The sequence below is a fragment of the Kitasatospora sp. NPDC051705 genome (assembly GCF_044453265.1).
In the GTDB taxonomy this organism is placed as follows: Bacteria; Actinomycetota; Actinomycetes; order Streptomycetales; family Streptomycetaceae; genus Kitasatospora.
In genome coordinates, this window is record NZ_JBITCO010000013.1 from 87,770 (window position 1) to 105,207 (window position 17,438).

15 protein-coding genes and 1 riboswitch are annotated in these 17,438 nt (G+C 74.5%); of the genes, 11 read left to right on the forward strand and 4 right to left on the reverse strand.

Features of this window, described 5'->3' with window-relative positions:
• Positions 1–24 precede the first annotated feature (24 nt).
• A complete protein-coding gene (locus ACIA8Q_RS18580; protein ID WP_360207462.1) occupies positions 25–1,389 on the forward strand; it encodes an aminotransferase class V-fold PLP-dependent enzyme in 1,365 nt (454 codons plus the stop codon).
• Between the two features lie 22 nt (positions 1,390–1,411).
• On the opposite strand, the gene ACIA8Q_RS18585 is transcribed toward ACIA8Q_RS18580, so the two are convergent.
• Positions 1,412–1,693 carry an Lrp/AsnC ligand binding domain-containing protein gene (locus tag ACIA8Q_RS18585; RefSeq protein ID WP_030240061.1) on the reverse strand — a complete coding sequence of 94 codons (282 nt, stop codon included), beginning with the start codon at positions 1,691–1,693 and terminating at the stop codon, positions 1,412–1,414.
• 39 nt (positions 1,694–1,732) lie between these two features.
• On the reverse strand, positions 1,733–2,515 hold the full coding sequence (locus ACIA8Q_RS18590; protein WP_360207459.1) for a rhomboid family intramembrane serine protease: 783 nt from the start codon (positions 2,513–2,515) through the stop codon (positions 1,733–1,735).
• 231 nt (positions 2,516–2,746) lie between these two features.
• On the opposite strand from ACIA8Q_RS18590, the gene ACIA8Q_RS18595 reads away from it, so the two are divergent.
• The 6 genes from ACIA8Q_RS18595 (at position 2,747) to ACIA8Q_RS18620 (ending at position 10,016) form a co-directional block, all read left to right on the forward strand.
• The gene (locus ACIA8Q_RS18595; RefSeq protein ID WP_360207456.1) at positions 2,747–3,010 is read left to right on the forward strand and encodes a hypothetical protein; all 264 of its coding nucleotides are present in this window, start codon (positions 2,747–2,749) and stop codon (positions 3,008–3,010) included.
• Between the two features lie 237 nt (positions 3,011–3,247).
• Positions 3,248–4,609 carry an NYN domain-containing protein gene (locus ACIA8Q_RS18600; protein ID WP_360207683.1) on the forward strand — a complete coding sequence of 454 codons (1,362 nt, stop codon included), beginning with the start codon at positions 3,248–3,250 and terminating at the stop codon, positions 4,607–4,609.
• 198 nt (positions 4,610–4,807) lie between these two features.
• The gene (locus tag ACIA8Q_RS18605) at positions 4,808–5,845 is read left to right on the forward strand and encodes an NlpC/P60 family protein (RefSeq protein WP_360207454.1); all 1,038 of its coding nucleotides are present in this window, start codon (positions 4,808–4,810) and stop codon (positions 5,843–5,845) included.
• A gap of 346 nt (positions 5,846–6,191) precedes the next feature.
• Positions 6,192–6,345: riboswitch (cyclic di-AMP (ydaO/yuaA leader) on the forward strand.
• Positions 6,346–6,355: 10 nt separating this feature from the next.
• A complete protein-coding gene (locus ACIA8Q_RS18610; protein ID WP_360207451.1) occupies positions 6,356–7,498 on the forward strand; it encodes an NlpC/P60 family protein in 1,143 nt (380 codons plus the stop codon).
• A 227-nt stretch (positions 7,499–7,725) separates the two neighbouring features.
• Positions 7,726–8,772, forward strand: coding sequence for an NlpC/P60 family protein (locus ACIA8Q_RS18615; RefSeq protein WP_360207448.1), 1,047 nt, complete (start codon positions 7,726–7,728; stop codon positions 8,770–8,772).
• A 176-nt stretch (positions 8,773–8,948) separates the two neighbouring features.
• On the forward strand, positions 8,949–10,016 hold the full coding sequence (locus ACIA8Q_RS18620) for a hypothetical protein (protein ID WP_360207446.1): 1,068 nt from the start codon (positions 8,949–8,951) through the stop codon (positions 10,014–10,016).
• 79 nt (positions 10,017–10,095) lie between these two features.
• Here ACIA8Q_RS18620 and ACIA8Q_RS18625 read toward each other — a convergent pair whose 3' ends face one another.
• Complete coding sequence (locus ACIA8Q_RS18625) at positions 10,096–11,511, reverse strand: glycosyltransferase 87 family protein (protein ID WP_360207444.1); 1,416 nt, start codon at positions 11,509–11,511, stop codon at positions 10,096–10,098.
• A gap of 243 nt (positions 11,512–11,754) precedes the next feature.
• On the opposite strand from ACIA8Q_RS18625, the gene ACIA8Q_RS18630 reads away from it, so the two are divergent.
• Positions 11,755–12,891 (forward strand): glycosyltransferase family 4 protein, encoded by a 1,137-nt coding sequence (locus tag ACIA8Q_RS18630; RefSeq protein ID WP_360207441.1) that lies wholly within the window; start codon positions 11,755–11,757, stop codon positions 12,889–12,891.
• Positions 12,892–12,941: 50 nt separating this feature from the next.
• Here ACIA8Q_RS18630 and ACIA8Q_RS18635 read toward each other — a convergent pair whose 3' ends face one another.
• Entirely contained in the window at positions 12,942–14,735 is a 1,794-nt protein-coding gene (locus ACIA8Q_RS18635; protein WP_360207439.1) for a long-chain fatty acid--CoA ligase, read from the reverse strand.
• A gap of 322 nt (positions 14,736–15,057) precedes the next feature.
• On the opposite strand from ACIA8Q_RS18635, the gene ACIA8Q_RS18640 reads away from it, so the two are divergent.
• The 3 genes from ACIA8Q_RS18640 to ACIA8Q_RS18650 all read left to right on the forward strand — a co-directional run bounded on the left by ACIA8Q_RS18640 (position 15,058) and on the right by ACIA8Q_RS18650 (position 17,336).
• Positions 15,058–15,519, forward strand: coding sequence for an SRPBCC family protein (locus ACIA8Q_RS18640; RefSeq protein WP_360207436.1), 462 nt, complete (start codon positions 15,058–15,060; stop codon positions 15,517–15,519).
• A 25-nt stretch (positions 15,520–15,544) separates the two neighbouring features.
• Positions 15,545–16,717, forward strand: a complete 1,173-nt coding sequence (locus ACIA8Q_RS18645; RefSeq protein ID WP_387898362.1) for an ArsA family ATPase — start codon at positions 15,545–15,547, stop codon at positions 16,715–16,717.
• Between the two features lie 241 nt (positions 16,718–16,958).
• Positions 16,959–17,336, forward strand: coding sequence for a DUF5304 family protein (locus tag ACIA8Q_RS18650; RefSeq protein WP_360207431.1), 378 nt, complete (start codon positions 16,959–16,961; stop codon positions 17,334–17,336).
• Positions 17,337–17,438 lie beyond the last annotated feature (102 nt).

Consider the following 17,438-nt stretch of genomic DNA (forward strand, 5'->3'; position numbering starts at 1 on the left):
CACACCCAGGAGGAGTGCATCCCCGTGTCGATCGCCACCGAAATCTGCGCCCCGCTCGCCGTCCTCGGCCACGACGTCCAGGTCCCGCTCGCCAACGGCGAGAAGGTCGGCTACGCGGCGCTCGACTACGCGGCCAGCTCCCCGGCGCTGCAGCGGGTCTGGGACGACGTCGCCGCCTACGCCCCCTACTACGGCAGCGTGCACCGCGGCGCCGGCTACCTCTCGCAGCTCTCCACCGACCTGTTCGAGCAGAGCCGCCGCACCGTCACCGAGTTCCTCGACCTGCGCGAGGGCGACCAGGTGGTCTTCACCCGCGCCACCACCGACTCGCTGAACCTGCTCGCCTCCGCCGTCCCGGCCGGCACCCGGGTGTTCGCCTTCGAGACCGAGCACCACGCCTCGCTGCTGCCCTGGGCCCACGCCGGGCTGGACGTCCGCTACCTGCGCGCCCCGCGCTCGCACGCCGAGGCCGTCGCCGCCCTCGACGCCGCGCTCGCCGACGCGCCCGAGGGCCCCAAGCTGCTCTGCGTCACCGGCGCCTCCAACGTGACCGGCGAGCTGTGGCCGGTCGCCGAGCTGACCGCGACCGCCCACCGGCACGGCGCCCGGGTGGTGCTGGACGCCGCCCAGCTGGCCCCGCACCACCGGGTCTCGGTGCGCGAGCTGGACGTCGACTGGATCGCCTTCTCCGGCCACAAGATCTACGCACCGTTCGGCGCCGGCGTGCTGGCCGGCCGGGCGGACTGGCTGGACGCGGCCGAGCCGTACCTGGCCGGCGGCGGCGCGACCCGGACGGTGGCCCGGCAGGACGACGGCTCGGTGGCCGTCCAGTGGCACACCGGCCCGGCCCGGCACGAGGCCGGCTCGCCGAACGTCATCGGCGCCTACGCCATCGCGTCCGCCTGCCGGGCGCTGACCGAGGCCGGCTTCGACGCCCTGGAGGCCCGGGAGCGGCAGCTGGTCGCCCGGCTGACGGCCGGCCTGGCGGAGATCCCGCAGGTCAAGGTGCTGAACCTGTTCGGTGCCGGCTCGGCCCGGGTGGGCGTGCTGTCCTTCGTCGTCCAGGGCTGGAACAGCTCGCACTTCTCGGCCGCGCTGTCCGCCGAGTACGGCATCGGCGTCCGCGACGGGCTGTTCTGCGCGCACCCGCTGCTGCGCACCCTGCTCGGGGACGAGGACGTCGCCCCCTCCGAGTGCGGTGCGCCGGAGCCCTCGCTGCCGGGCGAGCGCAGCCTGAACGCGATCCGGGTCAGCTTCGGGGCCGGCACGCCGGACGAGCACGTCGACCGCTTCCTGACCGCCGTCCGGGAGCTGGTCACGGACGGCGCGGCCTGGAACTACCGCAACGAGGGCGGCCGCTGCGTCGCCGACACCCGTCGGCAGGGCTGAGCGGCCCGGGAGCCGGCGGGGACTACTCGTCCAGGCCGAGCGCGAACGCCGCCTCCAGGTCGTGCTGGGAGTAGGTGCGGAAGGCGATCTGGGTCTCGGTGTGGGCCACGCCCGGGACCTTGTTCAGCCGTCCCGGGATGACCTCGGCCAGGTCGTCGTGCCGGCGCACCCGGACCATCGCCACCAGGTCGTAGCCACCGGTCACCGAGTACACCTCGCTGACGCCCTCGATGGCTGCGATGGCCTCGGCGATCTCCGGGATGCGGTCGACACTGGTCTTGATCAGGACGATGGCGGTGATCACGTTCGGCTCCTTTGTGGGGTGCCGCCAGCGTATCGGGCGTCAGCCGGGTCGTCTCGGGGGGTGGCTGACCACCGTGCAGGCGTAGAGGAAGCCCGCCGAGAAGCCGATCACGTGCACCAGGTAGGCCACCCCGGGCCCGGCTGCGTGGACCGACCACCACTGCAGCGCGAACCAGAGGCCGAGCACCAGCCAGGCCGGGAAGCGCAGCGGCAGGAACAGCAGCAGCGGGACCAGCGTCGTCACCCGGGAGCGCGGGTGGAAGCGCAGGTAGGCGCCGAGGACGGCGGAGATCGCACCGGAGGCGCCGATCAGCACCCGGGTCGAGTCCGCGGAGTGCGCCTCGGCCAGGGCGAAGCCGTACGTGGCCACGCTGCCGGCGGCCAGGTAGAAGACGGCGTACCGGGCGCGGCCGAGCCGTAGTTCGACGGTGGGGCCGAAGACGTGCAGGAAGAGCAGGTTGCCCAGCAGGTGCAGCCAGCCGGCGTGCAGGAAGAGCCCGCTGAGCACCGACAGCGCCGGGTGCTTGCCCGGGGTCGGGGCGGCCGGGCAGCCGGGGACGGGGTCGGGGGCCTCGGCCAGTTGCCCGGCGGTCAACGGGTGCCCGGTCAGCAGCTCGACCGGGACGGCGCCCCAGCGCTGCTCGTACCGCTGCTCCGCGCAGACCCGGGCCTGGCCGGTGCCGTACAGCGGGTTGAGCCCGGCGGCCGGGCCCAGCAGGAACACCAGGGTGTTGAGCGCGATCAGGGCGTAGGTAACCACCGGGGCGGGCACGGCCGGCCGGCCGTCCCGCTCGTCGGTGTGGCCCGGGGCCGTCAGCGCCATGCGGCCAAGCATCCCTCCGGCCCGGGCGGGTGACACCGCGCTGTACGGCAGGTGGCCTACTCGGGGCCCCGGACCGGGGCCGGGGCCGGGCCTGCGGCTTCGTGCAACCGGTGGCCGCGATGGTTGCCCCAGGCAATAGGCTTGGCGCGGGCATTCCCGCCTCCCGCCGCCGACGCCGGGGCTCCGGGGGGAGCGCCTAGCCCGCCCAGGGACCACCCGAGAGGACCCCCGATGACCGTCCCCGCCCTGACCGCCGAGACGCGCTGGCGCTGCACGCTGTGCGGCAACCTCACCCGCTTCGACGTGACCCGCTCCGCGCGGGTCACCGAGTTCCTGCACTTCGACCTGGCCGGCGAGTCCAAGGTCGAGGAGACCGAGGTGCTCAGCGAGACCGTCGAGTCGGTGCGCTGCCGCTGGTGCAACGCCGTCGACCAGGTCGAGCTGGTCGCCCGTCCCGGTGCCGAGGACGCGGCGGACCCGGCCGAGCAGGGCTGACGCCCCCGGTGCGGTGGGCGGTGCGCGGCGCGCCCGCCCACCGCGCTGGGACAATGCAGACAGGACGCACGGAGCGTGACGACAGGGGCGGCGGCCGCGGGCCGCGGACCCCGTAGGACCAGGATCGGAGCCGAGGACGTGGTGGACGCAGCGAGGGAGCCCGCCGAAGCGCAGGGGCTTCAGCCCGCTGCCGACGCGCAGCCGCCGGCGGCCGGCGCCGCCCCGTCCGAGTCCGTGGTGCCCGGCGAGGACCCCGGCGCCGGCGAGGGCCCGGCGCCGGAGCGCGTCGTGGAGAAGCTGGACCGGCCGCTGCCCGAGGGGGTGCGCCGACGGGTGGTCGGGCTGGCCTCGGACGCGCTCGGCGGTCTGCCGCCAGGTGAGCTGCCGCAGAGCCTGCGTCAGTACGTGAAGTTCACCCCGGCCCGCCGGGCCAAGTACGCGGCGACCGCGCTGGCCGCGGCGCTGGAGTCGGAGCCGGCCTTCCGGGTGCGGATAGCGGAGCGGCTGCGGCTGGGCCAGCCGGACCTGGTGAAGGCGTTGGAGTCGGGCAGCGTCCCGAGCGCCGCCGATCCGATGGACGTCGCGGCCGCCGCCTACCTGGTGCGCTCGGCGGGCTGGAGCCGGCTGGTCGCCGAGGCCGGCGACGAGGCGGAGCGGGTCGGGGCCGAGGGCGCGGCCGCCGAGGCCGCCCGGCTGGTGGAGAAGCTGCAGGCCGAACTGGCGGAGCTGCGCTCCGCCGCCCGGGCGGACCTGGACCGCCAGCGCGCGGAGTCCGAGGACGTCCGCCGGGAGGCGGAGTCGCTGCGCAAGAAGGTGCGCTCCCTGGAGAGCGACACCCGCCGCGCGCAGGCCGAGACCCGCCGGCTGGCCGGCGAGCTGGAGGCGGTGAAGGCGCAGGCGGCCGCCGAGCGCGGCGCCGCCGAGACCGAGGCGCGCCGCCTGCGGCACCGGGTCGGCGAGTTGGAGACCTCGGCCGAGCAGGCGCGCCGGTCGGCCCGGGAGGGGCGCAGCGTCGAGGACATGCGGCTGCGGCTGCTGCTGGACACCGTGCTGCAGTCGGCGCAGGGGCTGCAGCGGGAGCTGGCGCTGCCGGTCTCGCAGATCCGGCCAGCGGACCTGGTGGAGGCCGTGGTGCCCGGGTCGGCCTCGCCGCACGACGTGGCCCGGCGCGGCCTGGCCGAGGACGACCCGGCGCTGCTGGACCAGCTGCTGGCGATCCCGCAGGTGCACCTGGTGGTGGACGGCTACAACGTGACGAAGACCGGCTATCCGACGCTGCCGCTCGAGCAGCAGCGGCTGCGGCTGCTGGGCGGTCTGGCGATGCTCGCCCAGCGCACCCAGGCGGAGGTCACCTGCGTGTTCGACGGGCAGGACCTGGACGTCCCGGTGATCATGGCGCCACCGCGCGGGGTGCGGGTGCGGTTCAGCCGGACCGGCGAGACGGCGGACGAGCTGATCCGGCGTCTGGTGCGGGCCGAGCCGCAGGGCCGTCCGGTGGTGGTGGTGTCCACCGACCGCGAGGTGGCCGAGGGCGTGCGGAAGGCGGGCGCACGCCCGGTGGCGTCGGTGCTGCTGCTGAACCGCCTGGCGCGGCCCTGAACCCCGCCCGGGCGGGATGACGGCTGGTCAGCGACCGGTTCGGGGTGGTGTGGGGATCTCGTGAAGTCAGCGGGAGGGTGGAGTTCACGCCATCGGGGGAGTGGAAAATCCCTTGGATCTTCACTAGGGTCTGGCGTCAAACCTATTTTCCGGATTCTCACCTGATCGGGTGAGGCCGATGGAAGAAGGAGCCGGTCCTTGGCCTCCCACCGCCGTCCCAAGCAGCCGAGCCGCGCGCGGGTCTCCGTGCTCACCGCTGCTGCTGCGACCGCGGTCGCCCTCTCCGCCCAGGTGGCCGCGCACGCCGCGCCCCAGCCGAACAAGACGGACGTCAAGGCGCAGATCGACCAGCTCCAGCAGGAGCAGGAGCAGGCGGCCGAGAAGTACAACGGCGCCAAGGAGCGGTCCGACCAGCTCCGCAAGCAGGCCGACCAGCTGCAGGACCAGGTGGCCCGCAGCCAGGAGCAGATGACCCAGCTGCAGACGGGCCTGGCCGAGGTGGCGGGCGAGCAGTACCGCACCGGCGGCATCGACCCGTCCGTCCAGCTGATGCTCTCCTCCGACCCGTCCGGGTACCTGGACAAGGCCTCCAGCGTCCAGCAGGCCAGCACCAGCCAGGCCGAGGCGCTCAAGGGGCTGCTGGACCAGCAGCGCCGGCTGGACCAGGAGAAGGCCGAGGCCGCCGCCGTGCTGGCCTCGCTGGACTCCACGACCAAGGACCTGAACCAGGCCAAGTCGGACGTCAACCAGAAGCTCAAGGCCGCCCAGGACCTGCTGAACTCGCTCAGCGCCTCCGAGCGGGCCGCGCTGCGCGCCCAGCAGGCGCAGGACGACCGGGCCTCGCGCGGCGCGGACCGGGTCGACCTCAGCAGCCTGCCGCCCGCGAGCGGGTACGCGGCCGTGGCCGTCGCCAAGGCGATGAGCAAGCAGGGTTCGCCGTACGTCTGGGGCGCCACCGGCTCGACCACCTTCGACTGCTCGGGCCTGATGGTCTGGTCGTACGCCCAGGCCGGCGTCTCGCTGCCGCGCACCTCGCAGGAGCAGGGCAACGTCGGCACCCGGGTGCCCTCGCTGGACCAGGCCCAGCCGGGCGACCTGGTGATCTACGGCAGCGACCGGCACCACGTCGGGATGTACATCGGCAACGGCATGGTGGTGCACGCCCCGCACACCGGTGACGTGGTGAAGGTGATGAAGGCCGACGCGATGCCGATCAACACCATCCGCCGGGTCTGACGGCGGGACAGCCGCCGCGGGGCCGTCGCCGGCCCTGTGATCCCCGCCACTCCCGACCGGGGGTGGCGTTCGGATTTCTGCGCGCCCCGGGTTCCTGAACGGCCTTGCGGTGAAAGCCGATCAGCTTTGCGTGCGGTGGTGATCACCATCGGTCATATTCACAAATGAACTTGGGTCTTCTTCCATCTTTTTTCTGACAAGGATTTGAACGGATCACGGTTCAGTTACTAGGGTCGTGCCTCGAACCACCGCACTGTCGATCGCCCAGCCAGGGTGGCGGCGGTGGTTTCCGTCGAGTTCGCGAAGCAGCGGGGCAGGCCGAAGGGCCGCCCGGCGGGGAGCCCAGTGGTCGGGGGCGCTGTGGAGCGGAGCCGGGGAACCACGTTCCTCCGGGGTGAATCGGCGTCAGGTCGGCCGGTGGAACGGCCGTGAGGCGCCGTAGGGCCCGCTTCCGGCCCGAACCCGTCAGCTCACCCGGTAGGCGGACGTAGGAAGAAGGAGCCCGCCTTCGTGGCGTCCCATCGTCGTCCCAAGCCCGCCGGCCGCGCCCGGGTGTCGATCCTGACCGGTGTCGCCGCCGCGGCGGTCGCGCTGTCCGCGCAGTCCGGCGCCCACGCCGACCCGCAGCCGACCAAGGACCAGGTCAAGGAGCAGGTCGACCAGCTCAACGAGCAGGCCGAGGTCGCCACCGAGAAGCTCAACGCCGCCCAGGAGAAGCAGCAGGAGCTGCAGAAGCAGGTCACCGGCCTGCAGGACCAGGTGGCGCGGCAGCAGGCGCAGGTGACCGACCTGCAGGGCGGCCTGGCCGAGATCGCCGGCGAGCAGTACCGCAACGGCGGCATATCCCAGACCGTCCAGCTGATGTTCTCCGCGAGCCCGGACAACTTCCTCAACCAGGCCGGCACGCTGAACCAGGCCGGTGACACCCAGAAGGGGCAGCTGAAGCAGCTCCAGGACGAGCAGCGCAAGCTCGACCAGGTGCGCACCGAGGCCCAGGGCAAGCTCGCCGAGATGGAGACCACCACTCAGCAGCTGAAGGCCGCCAAGGACGAGGTCCAGGGCAAGCTCAAGGCCGCGCAGGACCTCCTCAACACGCTGACCGAGCAGGAGCGCCAGGCGCTCCGCGCGGCCGAGGAGAAGGCCGCCGCCGAGGCCAAGGCCAAGGCCGACGCCGCCGCGAAGGCCGCCCAGCAGCAGGCCGCGCAGCAGGCCGCCGACCGCTCCTCGCGGGACAGCAACCGCACCGACCTGAGCGCCCCGACCACTTCGGCGCCCGCCCCCAAGCCGGTCGCCGCCGGCAGCTCCCGCGGTGCCGCGGCGCTGTCCATCGCCGCCACCAAGGTCGGCTCGCCGTACGTCTACGGCGCCACCGGCCCCAGCTCGTTCGACTGCTCGGGCCTGATGGTCTGGGCGTTCAACCAGGCCGGCGTGTCGCTCCCGCGGACCTCGCAGGAGCAGGCCGGTGCCGGCACCCGGATCGGCAGCGACCTCTCCCAGGCGCAGCCCGGCGACCTGCTCATCTTCTACAGCGACGCCCACCACGTGGGGATCTACGCCGGCAACGGCCAGGTGCTGCACGCGCCCAAGCCGGGTGCGTCGGTGCGCTACGAGGCGGTCTCCAACATGCCGCTGGCCTCCATCGTGCGGGTCTGATCCCCGCTCCGGAGCACCCGGGCCCGGCCCTCCGTCACGGAGGGCCGGGCCTGCGGCTTTTCCACCGGGCACGGACGGATGTCCGATTGGTGGTCGAATATTCGGGTCCGGAGGGGTTTGGACTCGCTTGCCCGGACTCGCTAACGTCTGCCACCGGACTCCCGCTTCCAGACCGCCCACCGGGTGCGGCGGCGGGGCCGTGCCGCAGGACTGGAGCCGCCGCCGCCATGCCCGTGCACCGCCGTTCCCAACTGCTCGCCCGTGCGCTGGTGCTGACCGCGGCCGCCACCACCGCCCTGGGCGTCACGACCGGCGGCAGTGCCCAGGCCGCCCCCGGGGCGCCCGAGCCGCCCAGCCGCAAGGACGTCAAGGCGCAGGTCGAACAGCTCTACGACGAGGCCGAGCAGGCGTCCGAGCGGTACAACGCCGCGCTGGAGGCCCAGCAGCGCCTCCAGGGCGAGACGACCGCCCTCCAGGGCGAGATCGCCGTCGGCCAGGAACAGCTCAACCAGCTGCGCGGCGACCTGGCGAGCGTGGCCGGCGCCGAGTACCGCGGCGGCGGCCTGGCACAGACCGTCCAGCTGATGCTCTCCACCGACCCCGAGGGCTACCTGACCCGGGCCCGCACCCTGGACCAGGCCGCCGAGCGGCAGCAGGAGACCCTGCACGAGCTGGTCACCCGCCAGCGCCGGCTCGACCAGCGCCGCACCGAGACCTCCGGCAAGCTCGCCGAACTGGAACAGGCCCGCCGCTCGCTCGCCGAGGGCAAGCAGCAGGTCCAGCAGCGGCTCGCCAAGGCGCAGCGGCTGCTCAACAGCCTGGGCGCCGCCGAGCGCGCCCGGCTGGCCGCCCAGGACGCCAGGGACGCCGAGCAGCGGGCCACCCGTGGCACCGACCGGCTGGACCTCGGCAGCGCCCCGCCCGCCTCCGAGCGCGGGGCGGCCGCACTGGCCGCCGCGGTGCGGATGATCGGCTCGCCCTACGTCTACGGCTCCACCGGGCCGCGCGCCTTCGACTGCTCCGGTCTGATGTACTACAGCTGGCGGCAGGCCGGAGTGACCCTGCCGCGCACCTCGCAGGCCCAGGCGTACGCCGGCCAGCGGGTCAGCCTCTCCGAAGCGCGGCCGGGAGACCTGGTGATCTTCTACCGGGACATGCACCACGTCGGGATGTACGCCGGCGGCGGGGTGATCGTGCACGCCCCCTACCCGGGCGCCAAGGTCCGCTACGAGAGCGTCAACGCGATGCCGGTCGCCGGGGTGGTCCGGCTCTGAGCCCGCCGCCGTCCGATCCGGTCGACATACCCCGCCGCGGGCTGTCGCGGCGAGCCGCGCTGCTGCTCGCGGTCGGCGGGCTGGCCCAGCTGTCGCTGCCGCCGGCCGCTCCGGCGCCCCCGGTTCCACAGACGGCGGCCCGGCAGGCGGCGGACCGGCGTGCCGAGGTGGCCGCGGTGCTGGCCGAGCGGGCGCGGACGCTGCCGACCCGGTCGGGCCCGGCGGAGGCGGTGGCGGAGTACCGCAACCTGGTCCTCGGTGCCGCCGCCGGACCGGACGGGCTGACCGCCGCCGCCGACCTGGCGGTCCGGATCACCGGCTACGACGAGTACCCCGTCGTCCACCCGCGCCGGATCACCCTCGTCCGGGACCGGCTCGGGGCCGTAGGCGGTGGCGGAGGCGAGGCCGGGGGCCGGGGCGGGGGCGGCTGGCGGGTCGAGCGGGAGGAGGCCGCGAGCGGGCCCCCGGCGCTCTGGGACCTCGGCACCGTGCGGTCCGCGCCGGGCGCGCACTGCCTGGTGCTCGCGCTCGCCGGCGGGCCCGACCCGGCCGAGCTGGTCACCGTGGCCGACCGGGCGGTACCCGCCGTGAGCGAGGTCTGGGGGTCCGCCTGGGCCGGCCGGCTGCTGCTCGAACTGACCACGACGGAGGCCGAGTTCGCCCGGCTGCTGGAGGGCGATCCGGCCGGCTGGGCGGGCATGGCCGCCGTCACCGTGGCCGCCCCCGGCGCGCCCCGGCGCACCCCGGCGGACCGGGTGACCGTCAACCCCGAGGCGTGGGGGCGGCTCAGCGGGTTCGGCCGCCAGGTGGTCGTCACCCACGAGGCCACCCACGTCGCCACCCGGGCCGACACCCGGCCCTGGACGCCGCTGTGGCTCTCCGAGGGCGTGGCCGACTGGACCGCCTACCGGGGCTCCGGCCGCAGCCCGCAGCAGATCGCGCCCGAGCTGGCCCGGGACGTCGCCGCGGGCCGGCTGCCCACCGCGCTGCCGGCCGACGGGGCGTTCGCCGCGGGCGCCGACGGCATCGCGCAGGCCTACGAACAGGCCTGGCTGGCCTGCGAGCTGCTGGCGCGCAGGTACGGGGCCGACCGCCTGGTGGCGTTCTACCGGGCGGTCGCCGCCGCGGGGCCGGGGGAGGACCGGGAGCGGTGGCTGGACGGGCTGCTGCGCTCGGAACTGGGCGTGGGCCTGGACGGGTTCACCCGGCTCTGGCTGGACGAGGTGGCCGCGCTGGGGCGCTGAGGCCGGGGCGTCGAGGCGGGGGCGCCGAGCGCCGGGCCGTGCGGGCTGGACGCCGGGCCGGGCCGCGCGGACGCCGCCGTCAGCGCCGCTGCTCGGCGGGTGCCCCGGGCCGGTCGATGCCGTCCAGGAGGTCCTGCTCGTAGGCGATGCCCGGACGCACCGGGTAGACACCGGCCGGCACCGGCTCGGGCGTGGTCAGCACCACCGTGGCGGGCAGCTGGACCGGGCCGCGGGTGGAGCGCCAGAGCCGGACGCAGGACAGCAGGGTGGCGGCCAGCAGCAGCAGGTTGCGCAGGCCGAGCACGGTGACGCCCCAGGGCTCGCTGGACAGGATCCGGCTGAACATCAGCGGGAACTCGGCGAGCGTCAGCGGGCAGGCGATCAGGAGCAGCAGCGCCACCGGCCGCTGGCTGGTGCCGTGCACGGTGAGGCAGACGGCGGCGACGCCGATCAGCCAGACCAGGTACTGCGGGCTGATCACCCGGCTGGTCACGGTGAAGATGAGCAGGGCGCACAGCGCCGCGTCGTACATGGTGGCCGCGTTGCGGCGCTTGGCGGTGAAGCGCCACAGCAGCAGCCAGGCGAAGCCCAGCAGGGTGCCGGCCATCATCACCTTGCTGATCACCGGGACCCACGGCCCGAGCATCTCGGGCGAGCCGTAGTTCATGGTGACCTTCCCGTCCCAGGCGCCCGCCAGCCGGGCGAAGTGCAGCGGCAGCGCGCCGAGCGACTCCACCTCGATGCCGCGCTCCTTCTGGAACGCCAGGAAGCCGAAGGCGCCGTTCATCCCGGCGGCGAGCAGGAAGCCCACCGAGACGGCGGTGGCCGCGGCCAGCGTCCAGGAGCGGCGGGTGCGCCGGCCGGAGGGGGTGCCCATCAGGCCGAGCAGCGGCCAGATCTTCACGATCCCGCCCAGGCCGAGCAGCATCCCGCCGATCGCCGGGCGGCGGACCAGGGCCAGCAGTCCGGCCAGCGCGATCGCGGTGACGATGATGTCCAGGCGGTTGTAGACCATCGGGCCGAGCAGCGGCACGGCCACCACCCAGAGCCAGGCGCCGGTGAGCGCGCGGCCGCGGCGCAGGCCGGTGCGCACCAGCAGGGCCGTGGCGGCGACGTCGGCGATCCCGCAGATCACCCAGAAGGAGACCAGGTAGGACCAGGGCAGCAGGCCCGGCAGGAGGATCACCAGGGCGGCGCCGGGCGGGTACTGCCAGGTCACGTCGTCGAACGGGAAGGTGCCGGTCTGCAGCACGCCGTACCAGGCGTGGTAGATCATCCAGACGTCGGCGGTGATGTCCCCGCCGGGCCCCTTCACCACGCCGGTCATCAGCAGCACCAGCACCGTCCGGGTGGCCAGCCAGGTGGCGCCGAGCGCGGCCAGCGCCCCGAGGGGGCGGCCGGGGGCACGGACCGGCTCCTGCCGGACGGCCGGCGTCCGGCCGGGGCCGGCGGCGCCGCTGGGTGTACCGGGCTCGGTGGCCGGGGCCAACTCCACTGCGCTCCCTCGTTCGTCTCGGACGTCCCACCGGAGGCGCCGTGCGACGGACGCCCGGGCGGGCGGTGGCGGCCCGGCGCGTGGTCGGCCGGGCCGCCATCGGCCGCCTAGGTTCTAGGACTGACCCGGGGGTGAAACGGTTGCCGTGCGCGGATCCGTTCCCGGCGGGTCATGGTGTTGACCTATCGTACGGATCACCCAGCGGTACACCGAGCACCCCCCGACCGAGCGAGCCGTGGCCTGATGCACAGAACCTTGATCGTCACCAATGACTTCCCGCCCCGCCCCGGCGGCATCCAGGCCTTCGTGCACAACATGGCCGTGCGTCAGCCCGCAGGGAGCGTCGTGGTGTACGCCTCGACCTGGCGGGACGGCAGCGAGGTGGCCCGCTTCGACGCGGAGCAGCCGTTCCCGGTGATCCGCGACCGCACGAAGGTGATGGTTCCCACACCCAGGGTCACCCGGCGGGCGGCCGAGATCCTGCGGGCGGAGAAGTGCGACTCCGTCTGGTTCGGCGCCGCCGCCCCGCTCGGACTGATGGCTCCCGCGCTGCGCCGCGCGGGCGCCGGCCGGCTGCTGGGCATGACGCACGGGCACGAGGCCGCCTGGGCGCAGCTGCCGGCCGCCCGGCAGCTGCTGCGGCGGATCGGTGCGGGCACCGACGTGCTGACCTACCTGGGCGAGTACACCCGCTCCCGGATCGCGGGCGCGGTCGGACCGCAGGCGGCGGCCCGGATGGTGCAGCTGCCGCCGGGCGTGGACGAGACGACCTTCCACCCGGGTTCGGGGGGCGCCGAGGTGCGCCGCCGGCTCGGGCTGGCGGACCGGCCGGTGGTGGTCTGCGTCTCCCGGCTGGTGCCGCGCAAGGGGCAGGACACCCTGATCGAGGCGATGCCGCAGATCCTGGTGGACGTGCCGGACGCGGTGCTGCTGATCGTCGGCGGCGGCCCGTACCGGGCGGACCTGGAGAAGCTGGCCGACGCCCGGGGCGTGCGCTCCGCGGTGCGCTTCACCGGCTCGGTGCCGTGGTCCGAGCTGCCCGCCCACTACGGCGCCGGGGACGTCTTCGCGATGCCCTGCCGCACCCGGCGCGGGGGGCTGGACGTCGAGGGCCTGGGCATCGTCTACCTGGAGGCCTCGGCGACCGGCCTGCCGGTGGTCGCGGGCGACTCCGGAGGTGCGCCGGACGCGGTGCTGGAGGGCGAGACCGGGTACGTGGTGCCGGGCGGCTCGGCCGACGCGGCCGCCGAGCGGATCGTCCGGCTGCTGCGCGACGAGGAGCTGCGGCGGCGGATGGGCGAGGCCGGACGGCGCTGGGTGGAGCGCTCCTGGCGCTGGGACCTGCTGGCCGGGCGGTTGACCTCGCTGCTGGCGGGCTGACACGCGCGCGGGGGCCCGGCTCGTCGAGCCGGGCCCCGCGCGGTACCGCGTCAGCGCTGGTAGATCGCCTCGATGTCGGCGGCGTGGTCCTTCAGCACGACGTTGCGCTTGAGCTTGAGCGAGGGCGTCAGGTGGCCGCTCTCCTCGGAGAACTCGGTGTCCAGCAGGCGGAACTTCTTGACCGCCTCGGCGTGCGAGACCGCCGCGTTGCCGTCGTCCACGGCGGCCTGCAGGGCGGCCAGCAGGTCCGGGTCCTGGCTGAGCTCGGCGACGGTGGCGGTGGCGGGCTTGCCGTTGAGCTCCTTCCACTTCGGGAAGAAGTCCGGGTCGACGGTGATCAGGCAGGCCACGAAGGGCTTGCGGTCGCCGACCACCATGACCTCGCCGACCAGCGCGTGGGCCCGGATCCGGTCCTCGATCACGGCGGGGGCGACGTTCTTGCCGCCGGCCGTGACGATGATCTCCTTCTTGCGGCCGGTGATGGTGAGGTAGCCCTCGGAGTCCAGCGAGCCGAGGTCGCCGGTGGCGATCCAGCCGTCCTTCAGGGTGTCGGCGGTGGCCTGCGGGTTGTTCCAGTAGCCGGTGAAGACGTGCGGGCCCCGGAAGAAGACCTCGCCGTCCTCGGCGATCCGGACGTCGGCGCCGGGCACCGGCTGGCCGACGGTGCCGATCTTCGGCTTGTCCCACGGGTTGAAGGCGGTGGCGGCGCAGGTCTCGGTCAGGCCGTAGCCCTCCAGGACGGTGAAGCCGATGCCCCGGTAGAAGTGCCCGAGCCGCTCGCCGAGCGGCGCGCCGCCGGAGATGGCGTGGGTGGCCCGGCCGCCGAGCGCGGCGCGCAGCTTGCTGTAGACCAGCTTGTCGAAGACCGCGTGCTTGATCCGCAGGACGAGACCCGCGCCGCCGGCGTCCAGCGCCCGGCTGTAGGCGATCGCGGTCTCGGCGGCCTTGTCGAAGATCTTGCCCTTGCCGTCGGCCTGGGCCTTGGCGCGGGCGGTGTTGTAGACCTTCTCGAAGACTCTCGGCACGCCCAGGATCAGGGTCGGCCGGAAGGCGGCCAGCTCGGCGGTGACGTCCTTGATGTCGGAGACGTGGCCGAGCTTGATCGGCGCCATCGCCGGGGCGATCTCGGCGATCCGGCCGAGCACGTGGGCCAGCGGCAGGAACAGCAGGACGGAGCTCTCGCCGGTGCGGAACAGCGGGGCCAGGCGCTCCACCACGTTGCCGCACTCGGCCATGAAGTTGCGGTGCGTCAGCTGGCAGCCCTTCGGGCGGCCGGTGGTGCCGGAGGTGTAGACGATGGTGGCGAGCGAGTCGGCGGTGGCCGTCGAGCGGCGCTCGGTGACGGTCTCGTCGGCGACCTCGCGGCCGGCCTCGGCGAGTGCGGCGACCGCGCCCCGCTCGATCTGCCAGGCGTGCCGCAGCTCCGGCAGCCGGCCGCGGACCTCCTCGACCACCGCGGCGTGCTGGTCGGTCTCGGTGAGAACGGCGACCGCGCCGGAGTCGCCGAGGATCCACTCGACCTGCTCGGCGGAGGAGGTCTCGTACACCGGCACGGTGACGGCCCCGGCCGACCAGATCGCGAAGTCCAGCAGCGTCCACTCGTAGCGGGTCCGGGACATGACGCCGACCCGGTCTCCGGGGCGGATCCCGGCGGCGATCAGGCCCTTCGCGGCCGCCCGCACCTCGACGAGGAACTGTGCGGCGGTCAACTCCTGCCACTGGCCGTCCACCTTGCGGCTGAGGACGGCGACGTCCGGGTGCCGCTCGGCGTTCTGGTGCACGAGGTCGGAGAGGTTACCGCCGCTCGGTACCTGGTAGAGGGCCGGAAGGCTGAAGTCGAGCAAGACTGCTCCTCGTTCGCGACGCTGCGGGACGGCAGGACGTTACTGCCCGGTAGGCAGCTTCGACCAGGGGGGTCGGCTCCGGTGTTCGAAGTGTCACACCCGGGCCGGGTCGGACCAGGCCGTGACCGGGTCGTTCGAATGGCACCCTACGGTAGCCCCGCGGTGACCGGCCGGTAGCCTGCCCCGGCGTCCGCCGACCGGCGCTCCCGCGGGAAAGGGGCGCGGCCGGGCCGATCCCCGGTCGCGATAGCCTGCTCCGGGCGGACCGGATCGATCGCTCGACCGGACCGGCAGGCAGAGGGACGAGGCGGAGGGCCATTCCATGGCGGAGCACACCAGGTCGAGCATCACCATCGACGCGACCCCGGCCACGGTCATGGCCGTGATCGCCGACTTCGCCGCCTACCCGGCCTGGACCGGCGAGGTCAAGGAGATCGAGGTCCTCGAGACCGGCGAGAACGGCCGCGCCGCCAAGGTGCGTCTGCTGCTCGACGCCGGTGCCATCCGCGACGAACACGTCCTCGCCTACACCTGGGACGGCGACCGCGAGGTCGGCTGGACGCTGGTGCGCAGCCAGATGCTCCGCTCGCTGGACGGCTCCTACACGCTCGCCCCGCTCTCCGGCGGCCGTACCGAGGTGACGTACCAGCTCGCCGTGGACGTCAAGATCCCGATGCTCGGCATGATCAAGCGCAAGGCCGAGAAGGTCATCATCGACCGCGCCCTGGCCGGTCTGAAGAAGCGGGTCGAGGACGCCGAGGGCAAGAAGCCCGCGCAGGGCTGACGGCACGGAACGGGGGTCGGACGGCATGACGGCGACGCGCACCATCCTGGTCAGCGGCGACGCGGGCGCGCCCGCGGTGGCCGCGGCCACCGCCCTGCACGCCGCCCGGCGCGGCCACCGCACCTGGCTGCTGGCCGCCGACGACCCGCACCGCTCCCTGGACGGCGTCCTCGGGGTGCGCCTGGACCCGGAACCCGTCGGCTACGAACCCGGTCTGAGCGTCTCCCGGATCGACGAGCAGGCCGCCTTCCGCTACGCCGCCGGGGAGCTGACCGCCCGGCTCAAGCCCGCCCTCGACCTGCTCGGCGCCGAGCAGCTCGACCCCGATGAACTGACCGCCCTGCCGGGCATCGCCCGGATCGCCCTGCTGCGCGCCCTGCCCGCCGCCGACCAGGACGTCCTGGTGGTGCTGGCCCCGCCGCCCGCCGAGCTGATCGCCACCCTCGCCCTGCCCGAGCAGCTCCAGCGCTACCTGGACCGGCTCGTCCCCGAGCAGCGGCAGGCCGCCCGGGCGCTGCGCCCGCTGCTGGCGGGGCTGGCCGGCGTCCCGATGCCCGCCGAGTGGTTGTACGAGGGGCGGACCAAGGCGTCCGCGGTGCTCGCCGAGTCCCGGGCCGCGATCACCGCGCCCGGCACCAGCGTGCGGCTGGTCGTGCCGGCCGACGGCCACCCCTACCGGGAGCTGCGCCGGATCCGGGCCGGGCTGGCCCTGCACGGGCACCGGCCGGACGCGGTCGTGGTGCACGGCGTGCTGCCGGAGACCGCCGCGGACTCGCCGGACCCGTGGCTGGCCGGGCTGGCCCGGCGCCGCCGGGAGGAGCTGGCCGACCTCGCCGCGGCGACGGACGCCCCCGTGCTGACCACCGGACCGGCCGACGCCACCCTGGAGTCGGTCGCCGACCGGCTGTACGGGGACGGGTCCGGGCCGGAGCGGCTCGCCCCGGAGCCCTGGACGGTCGAGGACCGGCTGGCCGAGGAGGGCCTGCTGGTCTGGCACCTGGATCTGCCCGGGGCCGACCGGGCCGACCTGGACCTGGTGCGCCGCGGTGACGAGTTGGTGGTCGGCCTCGGCGCGCACCGCCGGGTGCTGGCGCTGCCGTCGGCGCTGCGCCGCTGCACGGTGGCCGGCGCGGGCCTGCACGACGGGGCGCTCTCGGTGCGGTTCGCGCCCGACCCGGCGCTCTGGCCCCGGGGCTGACACCGCACCCGACGCCGCCCGGCCCCTCGGCGGCCGGTCCGGCTCCCCTTCCGGCACCGCCTCCCCTTCCGGCACCGCCTCCCCTCCCGGCAACGGCCCCGCGACCCGTCCCGACGCCGCCCCGCCCCTGCCGTGCCCCCGCCCTGCCCCGCCTCCCGGCCCGACCCGGCGCCTTCCGGCCGTCGGGTACCGTCGGCCCCGAGGGCCGCGGGGTGCGGCCACGGCTGAGGAGGCGCCCGCGATGACCAGCACCGACGACCGGACCGAGCCCACTGCCGAGCAGGGCGGCCCGCAGGCCCACCCGTTCGGTCCGGAGCTGGGCCCGCTGGTGGACGAGGTGCGCAGGCTCGCCACGGCCGTCGGGCAGAAGGCGCAGGAGGCGAGCGCCGACACCCTCATCACCCTCTCCGGGCTGGCCGACCGGCTGCGCACCCAGCAGCCCGAGGTCTACGGGCACCTCGCCGCCGCGGGCTCCGGACTGGCTGCCGCGGGGTCCGAACTGCTGGCCGCCTACCGCGCCGCCGTGACCGGCCACGAGCACCGTTGGACCGCCGGCGAGAGCGCCCCGACCGAGCGGATCGACCTCGACTCCCCTGACGAGCCGTCCGCCAAGCAGTGAATCCGTAACCTTCGAACGGTGATCGCGTTGCTCTCATGCGTGACGTTACGGGAACTTCGATACGACTTTTGAAGCATGGCGGCCCGGTTGGCCCAGAATTGG